Origin of the sequence: Pseudofrankia asymbiotica (assembly GCF_001983105.1) — a bacterium.
Taxonomy (GTDB): Bacteria; Actinomycetota; Actinomycetes; order Frankiales; family Frankiaceae; genus Pseudofrankia; species Pseudofrankia asymbiotica.
This window is the reverse complement of record NZ_MOMC01000042.1, coordinates 18,111-29,721: the sequence shown is the minus strand read 5'-3', so window position 1 is coordinate 29,721 and position 11,611 is coordinate 18,111. Positions and strand designations below refer to the sequence as shown.

Annotated in this window: 6 protein-coding genes; 2 read left to right on the top strand and 4 right to left on the bottom strand. The window is 71.2% G+C overall.

Translation table 11 applies throughout. The features are described 5' to 3' along the window. Positions 1 to 537 precede the first annotated feature (537 nt). Both BL253_RS20360 and BL253_RS20355 read left to right on the top strand, forming a co-directional pair. Complete coding sequence (locus BL253_RS20360) at positions 538 to 831, top strand: MTH1187 family thiamine-binding protein (protein ID WP_076818724.1); 294 nt, start codon at positions 538 to 540, stop codon at positions 829 to 831. Between the two features lie 180 nt (positions 832 to 1,011). Beyond that, on the top strand, positions 1,012 to 2,046 hold the full coding sequence (locus BL253_RS20355; RefSeq protein ID WP_076818723.1) for a tetratricopeptide repeat protein: 1,035 nt from the start codon (positions 1,012 to 1,014) through the stop codon (positions 2,044 to 2,046). A 52-nt stretch (positions 2,047 to 2,098) separates the two neighbouring features. Here the strand turns inward: BL253_RS20355 and glgB are convergent, their stop codons facing one another. From glgB to BL253_RS20335, 4 genes are all read right to left on the bottom strand, one after another. Next, entirely contained in the window at positions 2,099 to 4,540 is a 2,442-nt protein-coding gene (gene glgB, locus BL253_RS20350) for a 1,4-alpha-glucan branching protein GlgB (RefSeq protein WP_076818722.1), read from the bottom strand. 205 nt (positions 4,541 to 4,745) lie between these two features. Beyond that, positions 4,746 to 6,248, bottom strand: a complete 1,503-nt coding sequence (locus tag BL253_RS20345) for a maltokinase N-terminal cap-like domain-containing protein (RefSeq protein ID WP_076818775.1) — start codon at positions 6,246 to 6,248, stop codon at positions 4,746 to 4,748. Positions 6,249 to 6,936: 688 nt separating this feature from the next. Continuing rightward, positions 6,937 to 8,670 carry a maltose alpha-D-glucosyltransferase gene (treS, locus tag BL253_RS20340; RefSeq protein WP_076818721.1) on the bottom strand — a complete coding sequence of 578 codons (1,734 nt, stop codon included), beginning with the start codon at positions 8,668 to 8,670 and terminating at the stop codon, positions 6,937 to 6,939. Then, a complete protein-coding gene (locus tag BL253_RS20335; RefSeq protein ID WP_198946330.1) occupies positions 8,667 to 10,652 on the bottom strand; it encodes an alpha-1,4-glucan--maltose-1-phosphate maltosyltransferase in 1,986 nt (661 codons plus the stop codon). Before BL253_RS20335 ends, treS begins: the two co-directional genes overlap by 4 nt. Between the last annotated feature and the right edge of the window lie 959 nt (positions 10,653 to 11,611).

Genomic DNA, 11,611 nt, shown 5'->3' with positions numbered 1-11,611 from the left:
GGACGCGGCAGTGCCCGCCGAGACCCCTCGGCGGGTCAGCGCTGCCTGTGTCCGTCCCACGGCGGCCAATGGTAGGGCGTGCCTTCATCCGGCGTTGTGGCGGGTTTGCGTAGCAAGGCCGGCCGTAGCTTCATGGTGGAGCGCAGCGCGACCATTCGTTACCTCTAGCGGCCCGGCTCGGCGCTTACGTCACGTGCTGAATCGAGTCCGCCGCCATGCGTGTTCGGAGCGTGCCCGGCGACGGCGAGGCGGCCGGTCGTGGGTACGTATCGTAGCCCCGCTATCTGGACGGTTCTCCATCCCAGCCGATGGGCGGGTCGGAGCCTCGACGGGAGTCGAAACGTTGGGTGTCCGCCAGATAGCCAGTCTCGGGCCTCGCGGCGGACATCCCTGATCGCCGATCTCCCGGCCGATCTCCCGGAGCCCTCATGGCAAAGGCGGCCAACGCGGGCGAGGCGGCCGCCGGGCCGGCGGTCCAGCGGGGCGGAACCGGCGGGGGCGGGATCGGCCGCGACGCGGACGTGGTAAGCCGAGACCATGCTTGTGGCGTTCAGCGTGACCCCGATCGGTGCGGGCGAGGATGTCGGCGCCCTGGTGGCCGAGGCYGTCCGGGTGGTGCGGGCCAGCGGCCTGCCGAACGAGACCACCTCGATGTTCACGACGATCGAAGGGGAATGGGACGAGGTCATGGACGTCGTGCGCAGGGCGACCGAGGCGGTCGCCGCCCGCTCCGGGCGAGTGAGCCTTGTCCTCAAGGCGGACATCCGCCCCGGCACCGTCGACGCGCTTCATGCCAAGGTGGCAACCGTCGAGCGTCATCTGGAGCCCTGACCGCCGCCCGGGCCGTCGTGGCGCGGGTGGGTTCGTCCCCGGGGGCCGGGTTAGTGATCATTTGTGCGGCGTCCGGACGCCTCGGGCGACGGCGCGGGCCTGGCCAGCGGGCGATGGCCGGCTGGACGCGGAGAAAACTCTCGCGGGCGCCGCGGCCAACGTGCCGTGGGAGATGTCACGATGGTAGGTATGCAACGTAGGCCTCCTGTCCCCGGACGCCCGCCAGGCGCACAGCCCTCGCGTGCACAGCCCTCGCGTGCCCAGGCCGGCCCGCTCCCGGACCGGCTCGGTGGGCTGCGGCTGGCTGGCGCGGTGCCGCTCGACCCGAAACCGGCATCGCCACCACCGCCCCCACCGGCGGCGGCCCGCCAGGCCGCGGGCGGCGCGCCGCCTCCCGGCGCGCCGGGAGGCGGCGCGCCCGGCGGGCCGGTGGTCATCGACGTCACGGAGGCGACCTTCGCCCAGGACGTCGTCAACCGGTCCATGCAGGTGCCGGTGGTGCTGGACTTCTGGGCGTCGTGGTGCGGCCCGTGCAAGCAGCTCAGCCCGATACTGGAGCGCCTGGCCGAGGCGGACGGCGGCCAGTGGGTGCTCGCCAGGATCGACGTGGACGCCAATCCCGGCCTCGCGCAGGCCGCCGGCGTCCAGGGCATCCCGGCGGTGAAGGCCGTCGTCGGCGGCCGCATCATCGGGGAGTTCACCGGGGCGCTGCCGGAGCGTGAGGTACGCGGCTGGCTGGACCAGCTGCTGGCCCTCGTCGCGGAGGCGCTAGGCGGTGAGCCGGGTGCCGCGGGCCCCGCGCGCGACCCGAACCTGGCCGCCGCCGACGAGGCGCTCGAGCTCGGCGACCTGCCGGCCGCGGCCGCGGCGTTCCGCGCCCGCCTCGCCGAGGCGCCGGCCGACCCGGAGGCGACCCTCGGTCTCGCCCGGGTGACCCTGCTCGAGCGGGTCGGCGGGCTGGACCCGGCGGACGTGCTGCGCCGGGTCGCCGCCGACCCCGACGACGTCGACGCGGCTCTCGCCGCGGCCGACCTGAGGATCGCGCAGGGACAGGTCGAGGAGGCGTTCGGCGAGCTCGTCGCCTTCGTCCGCCGCGCCTCCGGCGACGACCGCGAGAAGGCCCGCGCCCACCTGGTCGGCCTCTTCCAGGCCCTCGGCGACGCCGACCCGGCGGTGGCCCCAGCCCGCCGCGCCCTGGCCGCCGCGCTGTTCTAGCCTGATTCGCTCCGTCCGGGCAGCGCCCGGACGGAGCGAGCCGGAAATGCGGTTACTCGTCGCCCTCGTAGGCGAACCAGATGGTCGCCAGGGCGGGGAGGGTGAGCGAGGCCGAGGCGGGCTGGCCGTGGTGGGGCTCGGCGGAGGCGTACACCGCGCCGAGGTTGCCCTGGCCGGCGCCGCCGTAGCTGCTGGCGTCGGTGTTCAGGAGCTCCCGCCAGCGCCCCGCGCGGGGCAGGCCGAGGCGGTAGCCGTGGTGCGGCGCGCCGGAGAAGTTCGTGACGCAGGCGAGCATCGTCGGCCCGTGGTCGTCGGCCGCGGGTTCGGCGACGGCCGCCGCGCCGGCCTCGGGGCGCGGGAGTGCCACCTGGGCGCTCGGGTGGCCGGTCGCGGGCTGGTCGCCGAGGCGCAGGAACGACAGGACGTTGTTCTCGGCGTCGTTGGCGTCGATCCAGCCGAAGCCGCTCGGCTCGTTGTCGCGGGTCCACAGTGCCGGCGTGGCGCGGTAGGCGCGGTTGAGGTCGGCGACCAGTCGGGAGACGCCGCGATGGCCCGGGTCGTCGAGGCGGTACCAGTCGAGGGTCGACGCCTCGTCCCACTCCCGCTCCTGGGCGAACTCGCTGCCCATGAACAGCAGCTGCTTGCCGGGGTGCGCCCACATGTAGGCATAGAGCGCGCGCAGGTTGGCCAGCTGCTGCCAGCGGTCGCCGGGCATCTTGCCGAGCAGCGAGCCCTTGCCGTGCACGACCTCGTCATGGCTGAACGGCAGCACGAAGTTCTCGGAGTAGGCGTAGACCATCGAGAACGTGACCTGGTTGTGGTGGTACATCCGGTAGATGGGCGCCCGGGTCATGTAGTCGAGCGTGTCGTGCATCCAGCCCATGTTCCATTTGAACCCGAAGCCGAGGCCGCCGAGGTGGGTCGGGCGGGTCACGCCGGGCCAGGACGTGGACTCCTCGGCGATCATCATCGCGCCGGGCGCCTTGCGGTAGACCGTCGCGTTGACCTCCTRCAGGAACGCCACCGCGTCCAGGTTCTCCCGGCCGCCGTGGATGTTCGGCACCCACTGGCCCTCTGGGCGGGAGTAGTCGAGGTAGAGCATCGAGGCGACGGCGTCGACCCGCAGGCCGTCGATGTGGAACTCCTCGAACCAGTACAGGGCGTTCGCGACCAGGAAGTTGCGGACCTCGGAGCGACCGAAGTCGAAGACGAAGGTGCCCCAGTCCGGGTGTTCGCCGCGGCGCGGGTCRCCGTGCTCGTACAGCGGCGTGCCGTCGAACCGGCCRAGGGCCCAGTTGTCCCGAGGGAAGTGCGCGGGCACCCAGTCGACGAGCACCCCGATGCCGGCCTGGTGCAGCGTGTCCACCAGGTAGCGGAAGTCGTCGGGGCTGCCGAACCGGGAGGTCGGCGCGTAGTACGCGGAGACCTGATAGCCCCAGGAGCCGCCGAACGGGTGCTCGGCGACCGGCAGGAACTGGACGTGGGTGAACCCGGTTTCCTTGATGTAGTCGACCAGCTCGGTGGCCAGCTGGCGGTAGGACAGGCCACGACGCCACGAGCCCAGATGTACCTCGTAGACGGACACGGGCGCCGCGTGCCAGGGCGTGYCGGCGCGTTCGGTCATCCACGTCTCGTCCGACCAGGAGTAGTCGGATTCGTAAACCACGCTGGCGGTCGCCGGCGGGGTCTCGGTGTGCATCGCCATCGGGTCGGCCTTCTGCCGCCAGACCCCGTCGAAGCCGAGGATCTCGTACTTGTAGCGGGTGCCGGTGTCGATGCCCGGCACGAACAGCTCCCAGATGCCGGTATGGCCCAGCGAGCGCATCGGGAAGGCGCGGCCGTCCCAGAAGTCGAAGTCACCGACCACCCGCACGCCGCGCGCGTTGGGCGCCCAGACGGCGAAGCTGATCCCACTGACCACCCGGCCGTCCTCGGCGGCGTAGCGGCGCACGTGCGCGCCCATGACGGTCCACAGCCGCTCATGGCGGCCTTCGGCGATCAGATGCAGGTCCATCTCGCCGACCGTCGGCAGGTACCGGTAGGGATCGTCGACGAGGTAGCGCCCGTCGGGATAGGCGACCTCCAGCCGATAGTTCGGCACCTGGCCCCAGGGGACGGCGACGGCGAAGACGCCGCCGCTGTGCAGCCTCGTCGCCTCATACCGCTCCTCGTCCACGACCACGGCGACGCCCAACGCGTCCGGCCGCAGCGCGCGCACGATGGTCCAGTCGCCGGCCGGGTGGGCACCCAGGACCCCGTGGGGGTCATGGTGGCGCCCGTTGACCAGCCGGTCGAGCTCGGCGCGCGGCAGGTCGACATCGGGCGGCGGGGCGAGGACGGCCGGCGCGGCCGAGGCCGGCGGGCGGCCCTCGGCGACCGGCGACCGTCCGGCCGCTCCGTCCGAGCTCGCGGGCTGACCGGCCGTGGCGCCCACCTTCTCGCGGGCCGGGCCGGCGGTCGATGGCCTGGGGCGACCGTCGTCGGTGTCGATCACTGCTTCTCCCAAGCTTGTCCGGCTTGCGTCACCAAATCTCTTCGCCGCGGCGGCCGAAGGCCGCGCGACCGGGCCTGCGGCCGGCCCGACCGGGCCTGCCGGCCCGACCGGGCCTGCCGGCCCGACCGGGCCGGCCGGCCCGTTCCCGGGCGGTTTCACGCGGTATGCCCCGGGAACGGGGTCGCCACGCGAGGCCGCGCGGGCCTCACACCGCGGCCGATCCCGTCGCCAGCGGCGGGCGCAGCGAGGTGAGGCGGCGCACCGCCCCGAGTGGGATCTCTATCCAGGTCGGCCGGTGCCGCGCCTCGTACAGCACCTCGTAGACGGCCTTGTCGAGCTCGAAGGCGCGCAGCGCGACCTCGAACGCCGCCAGGTCGAGGCCGCTGCCGGCCTGGTAGCCGGCGAGGAAGGCTCCCCGGTTGCGGTCAGCCCACTCGCGGGCGCGACGGCCGAGCCCCTCCTCGCCCTGGCGCTCCAGCAGCATCGACTGGGCCGCGTAGTCGAACGAGCGGAGCATGCCCGCGATGTCGCGCAGCGGTGAGGTCAGCCGGCGCCGTTCCGGTACCGGCCGGGCGGGCTCGCCCTCGAAGTCGAACAGCACCCAGCCGCTGTCGGTGCGCAGCGCCTGGCCCAGGTGCAGGTCACCGTGGACCCGCTGGAACGGCGGCGCCGAGGCCTCGATCGCCAGCGCCTCGAAGGCGGCGCGGGTGCCGGCCTCGTAGGGGGCGAGCCGCGGAACGCCGGCCAGCGCCACGTCGAGCCGGGAATGCAGCTGGCTGGCCGTCGCGCGCAGCGTCGCGCGCTCGACGGGGACGGTGGGGAAGCAGCGGGCGAGCAGGGTGTGTACCTCCGCCGTGGCCTGGCCGAGCCGTTCGGACTCGCCGGCGAAGTCACCGCCCACCTCGTCGGCGTGCAGGTCGCCCTCGGCGTAGAGGTCCCGCACGCTCGTCTGCGCGAGCTTCCAGCCCTCGGTGCCGCTTCGCAGGTACTCCTGCATGAACGCGAACGTGGTCGGCCCGTCCGGGGCGCCGCCGACGGTCTCGATGCCCGCGGCCGCCGCCTCGGCGGCGACGGCGTCGTCCTCGGTCGCCGCGGTCTCGGTGGCGGGTCCGGACAGGCGGCCCTCGAGCCAGGCGAGCGGGCGGGCGACGTGCGGGCTGCCCGCGTCGGCCAGCGCCCTGGTCACCTCGAGGTCCGGGTTCACGCCAGGCCAGAGCCGGCGGAACACCTTCAGGATGTACGCCTCGCCATAGACGATCGACGTGTTGGACTGCTCGGCGCCGACGGAGTGCGCCGGCAGCTCGGCCAGCGGCGTCACGGCATACCCGGTCAGGCCGTCCTGGCCGCGCTGGGCGGCGAGGAAGTCGAGCAGCGCGGCGCTGCCGTCCGGGTCGTGCAGCCCGTCGTAGACCAGCCCGCTCGATGCCTCACCCAGCAGGAAGCCGGTGTGCCCGTGCGGCGCGTCGGACCGGATCACCAGCGGGACCTGGTAGTTGTCGGCCGGCCCGCCGTCGTCATAGCGGACCTCGACGACCAGATGGCGCAGCAGGTCGGAGACGCCGACGTCCTGCCGGATCTCCAGTCGCGCGCCGGGGCGGCCCTTGCCCGCGAACCAGCGCTGTTTGGGTAGCCAGTCTGTCAGCAGAGACCCGAGCTCGGAGTGGTCTCGCACGGTCGACCTCCCTTTGGCCGGAGGCAATGCGATCATGTTTCGCCGCACTGCCGGAGGCCTACGCGATGTCACAGGTCCAGGGGCCGGGCGACCGAGTGGCAGGCTGGTCGCACAGCCGGAGAGCCGTCGTCCCCGCAGCCGCGGGCCCGGGGTTCCGGGCTCCCGCCTGACCGGTCACGCCGATCCGGCGGGTCCGTGATCCGCTTACTGACTGGGCGAACCCGAACGAACCGGCGTCAGAGTGGGCGGATCGGTGAAGGAGGTACTCCCCGCGTGCATCGGATGTAAGCACTGTTCAGTTCAGTGGTTCCCCCGAGAGGCCGACCAAGACCGGCGACCTCTCGGCGGCTGGTCCGGTTGCTCTCGGTGGTCGGGCCGAGGCTCAAGCTTGACGTCTGTGGCCGGCAGCCGCCTGGGCGGACGGGATCGCCTTCGGCGAACATATGCGGCGGCCCACCATGAAGCCGGCCTTCGCCAGCGGCCACGGTGGGCCGTACCGGAACGGGCGTACTGCCTGTCTGTCAACCTAACGGACACGCCGCCCGGGAGACAGCACTTGTTCAACTGATTTTCGCGGCGACGGCAAACGGTGCCCGACCGTAGGCATACGCCGTGCGAACCTGGCACTGGCTCAACCAGGCCCAGGCGCTTCCCACGACGACAGCCCTATGCCAGAACCATCGGACGCGTGGTGCCCGGCGGACAGGTGCATCGTGCCCCTCGTTCAGKGGTTGAATTCCCCGGCCGCCGTGAGGGCGAACCAGTAGTGACCGTGCCCCGGCAGCGTGAGCAGGTAGGGCAGCTCGCCGATCGGGGGRAAATGCACCCGGCCGAGCAACTCCACCGGAACCATTCCCTCGAATCGCCGCAGGTCCAGCTCCACCGGCTGGGCGAACCGGGAGAGGTTCGCGACGCACAGCACCCGGTCGTCGCCGAGGGTACGTACGTACGCGAACACGGACGGGTTCGACGCGGCCAGTTCCTCGAAAGCGCCGAGGCCGAAGACCTGGTGCCGCTTGCGCACCTCGATCATTCGCTTCGTCCAGGACAGGAATGACGTCGACAGGCGCGTCCCCGCCTCGACGTTCAGGCCCTGGTAGCCGTAGACCGGATCCATGATCGGCGGGAGGTAGAGCCGTGCCGGGTCGGCGGTGGAGAAGCCGCCGTTGCGGTCCGGCGACCACTGCATCGGGGTGCGCACACCGTCCCGGTCACCCAGGTAGATGTTGTCGCCCATGCCGATCTCGTCGCCGTAGTAGATCACCGGGGAGCCAGGCAGCGACAGCAGCAGCGAGGTGAACAGCTCCATCTGGTCGCGGCTGTTGTCCAGCAGCGGGGCGAGCCGGCGGCGAATGCCGATGTTCGCCTTCATACGCGGGTCTTTCGCGTACTCGGTGTACATGTAGTCGCGTTCCTCGTCGGTCACCATCTCAAGGGTGAGCTCGTCGTGGTTGCGCAGGAAGATGCCCCACTGGCAGTTCGGCGGGATCGCCGGTGTCTGCGCGAGGATCTCCGAGATCGGGTAGCGCGACTCCCGGCGCACCGCCATGAAGATGCGCGGCATCAACGGGAAGTGGAACGCCATGTGGCACTCGTCGTCGTTGCCGAAGTACTGCACGACGTCCGACGGCCACTGGTTCGCCTCGGCGAGCATGACCCGGTCGGCGTACTTGGCGTCGATCTCCTTGCGGACCCGCCGCAGGTAGTCGTGGGTCTCCGGCAGGTTCTCGYCGTTGGTGCCGTCCCGTACGTACAGGTACGGCACCGCGTCGAGGCGGAACCCGTCGATCCCGAGGTCCAGCCAGAAGCGCAGAACCTCCAGCATGGCGTCCTGGACGTCGGGGTTGTCGAAGTTCAGGTCCGGCTGGTGGGTGAAGAACCGGTGCCAGTAGTACTGGCCGCGCACCGGGTCCCACGTCCAGTTGGACTTCTCCGTGTCGACGAAGATGATCCGGGCGTCCGGGTAGCGGTCGTCCGTGTCCGACCAGACGTAGAAGTCGCCGTAGGGTCCGTCCGGGTCCGAGCGTGACGCCTGGAACCAGGGGTGCTGGTCGGAGGTGTGGTTCATCACCAGGTCGGCGATGATCCGGATGCCCCGCTTGTGCGCCTGGTCGACGAGGTCTACGAAGTCCCCCAGGTCGCCGAACTCCGGCAGGATCTGGAAGTAGTCGGAGATGTCGTAGCCGCCGTCCTTCAGGGGCGACTCGTAGATCGGCAGCAGCCACAGGCAGTCGACACCCAGCCACTGCAGGTAGTCCAGCTTGCTGATCAGCCCCCGGATGTCGCCGGTGCCGTCGCCGTTGGAGTCGGCGAAGCCCCGGATCAGCACCTCGTAGAAGACCGCCCGCTTGTACCAGAGCGGGTCGCTGGAAAGCCGGTCGCCGAGCAGCGGCTCGGCGCCGGTCTCCGGTTCGGCGCCGGTCTCCGGCTCGGCTCCCGGTCCCCCATCGCCAGTCACGAGCGCCGCGCCAACGTCAGCACGTGCGCTGGCTCGACGGACGGGTCGAGCCGGACGTAGTTCTCCCTGCCCCACGTGTAGGTGGCGCCAGTGATCTCGTCCCGGACGTCGAAGGTGTCCCACCACTCGAGACCGAGGGCGGGCATGTCGAGTCGCACGGTTGTCTCCCGGGCCGCATGCGGGTCAAGGTTGACGACGACGAGGACGACGTCGGCGTCCGGTCCGGTTCCGGACCGCTTCGAGTACGCGATGATCTCATCGCCATCCGCATGGTGAAGGTGCAGGTTGCTCAGCCAGTGCAGTGCTGGATGGGCGCGCCGGACCGCGTTGAGCCTGCCCAGGTAGGGCGCGAGCGACGCCCCGGAGCGTTCCGCGGCGGCCCAGTCCCGCGGGCGGTACTGGTACTTCTCCGAGTCGAGGTACTCCTCGCTGCCCGGGCGTACCGGCACGCGCTCATAAAGCTCGTACCCCGCGTACACACCCCAGGTGGGGGAGAGCGTCGCCGCCAGCGCCGCGCGGATCTTGAAAGCCGCCGGGCCGCCGTGCTGCAGGTACTCGCTCAGGATGTCCGGGGTGTTCACGAAGAAGTTGGGCCGCATGTAGTGCGCGCCCTCGACGAGCTCGCGGGCATACTCCTCGAGCTCCCACTTCGCATTACGCCACGTGAAATAGGTGTACGACTGCGTGAATCCCACCTTCGCCAGCGTGTGCATCATCGCCGGCCGGGTGAAGGCCTCCGCGAGGAAGAGCACGTCCGGCTCCGTCGCCTTCACCTCGCGGATAAGCCACTCCCAGAACTCCACCGGCTTCGTGTGCGGGTTGTCCACCCGGAATATGCGCACGCCGTGCGCCGTCCAGTGGCGAACCACCCGCAGGACCTCCCGGTAGATGCCCTCGGGGTCCGTGTCGAAGTTCAGCGGATATATGTCCTGGTACTTCTTCGGCGGGTTCTCCGCGTATGCGATCGAACCGTCGGAGCGAACCGTGAACCATTCCGGGTGCCGCTTGGCCCACGGGTGGTCGGGAGCGCACTGGAGTGCCAGGTCGAGCGCGACCTCCATGCCCAGGGAGTGAGCCCGCGCGACGAACTCGTCGAAGTCCTCGAGCGTTCCGAGGTCGGGGTGCACGGCGTCATGGCCGCCGTGCTCGCTGCCGATCGCCCAGGGCGAGCCCGGGTCGTCGGGACCGGGGACGAGGGTGTTGTTCGGGCCCTTGCGGTTCACCTCGCCGATCGGGTGGATCGGCGGCAGGTAGACGACGTCGAAGCCCAGCTCGGCGATCGCGGGCAGCCGCTCCGCCGCGGTCAGGAAGGTGCCCGAGCGGGGCGGGTCCAGGGACGCGCCCTCGGACCGGGGGAAGAGCTCGTACCAGCTCCCGTAGAGCGCGCGCTCACGGTCGACCCAGACCCGCTGCAGGGGAGACCGGGTCACCAGCTCCCGCATGGGATAGCGGGCCAGCAGCTCGGTGAGCTCCGGGGCGCAGGCAGGGTCGATACGAGCGAAGGGGTCGTCGACGGAGTCGTCGCGCAGCGCGGCGGCGGCACGCGCCACCGCCGCCCGCTCGCTCTCGGGCACCCCGGGCAGCGCGCGCAACAGCAGCCGCGCGCCGTCCTCGAAGTCGACGGCGAGCTCGTCGGTGGTCTGACCCGCGCCCACCTTCAGCTCTATGCCGTGCACCCAGGTCGCGAGTGGATCCGACCACGCCTCGATCCGGAAGCCCCACAGGCCCTGCGCGGTTACTGTGAGATCGGCTTCATAACGATCGGTTCCGGCCGCGACCAGCCGCATCCGGGTGAACGGCGAGCCAAGCCCGTCTGGGCCTGACAGCACCGCGTTCACCCCGATGAGGTCGTGACCTTCCCGAAACACGGTAGCGCCCACGGTGATGGTTTCGCCGATCACCGCGCGCGAGGGCCAACGGCCACATGAGACGGCCGGGGTGACGTCGGAGATGACGACCCGGCCTACTGAACGTCCGATCATCACATCGACCTTATCCAGGCGAACCACGCCCCAATGATCCGCCTCCCAGATGGCAAATGACGACACCCCAACGTGAACTCGGTGAGACCACCGGATGCCCCAATGTGGTGGGCCGGGAGGGCGTACCCAGGGTGCGTTCGCACCGTGGGGTCGGTCGGCCCGTGGTCGATGTTCCCAGGTTGGGTCGACGAAACCACGTATCTGCCACCAGATGTGCGCAGCGCCCCGCCGTGACGGGCACCCAGCCGGGTAGTTCCCACCCCCGCCACCTCGCGGCGGTCAGCCCAAGCCCCGATCCAACCCGGCTGACACATGCCAGTAGCACCTTCGGGCCGGGGTGGAAGGTTGCCGCTGGTTCGCTGCGGACGCGTCTCGGGCCTGAGCGGAAGGTCGCTGCCGGTTCGCTGCCGGACAAGCCTCGGGTTGGGGCTGGGGTCGGCCCGGGGTTGGTCGGGAAGGTTGTTGCTGGTTCGCTCCGTCCGGGCACGGCCCTCCGGCAGCCCGCTCGCCTGGCGGCTCGCGGGCTACCTCCGGGCCGCGGGGTTCCTGCCGGATCGACGGAGCTTGCGGAGTCGATCTGGCAGGTCCGCCTCCTGCGCTCACGGGCGCTGCGGCGACCTCGCTGCGGCCCAACCCCGTTCGCTTCGCTCCGGGGCTGGGCCTCCGCGAGGCGCGCCTTCGCGCCCAGCGCGGTTGCGTGCCGCTGAACGTCGCCAGCCCGCAGCCGCGTCACCCGTGGCCCACGTCGTTTCGCTCGTGGGTGGTTCCCACCTGATCAGTGGCTTCCGCCAGGATCTGCTCCGGATCGGGCCCGGATCGGGCCCGGCCTTGGATGGCGACGTTCAAGCGCAAAGCAACCGCGCTGGCGCGAAGGCGCGCCTGCGCGGAGGCCCGGCCACGAGCGAAGCGACGTGGTTGGGCCGCAGCGCAGGTCGCCGTAGCGCACGTGAGCGTAGGAG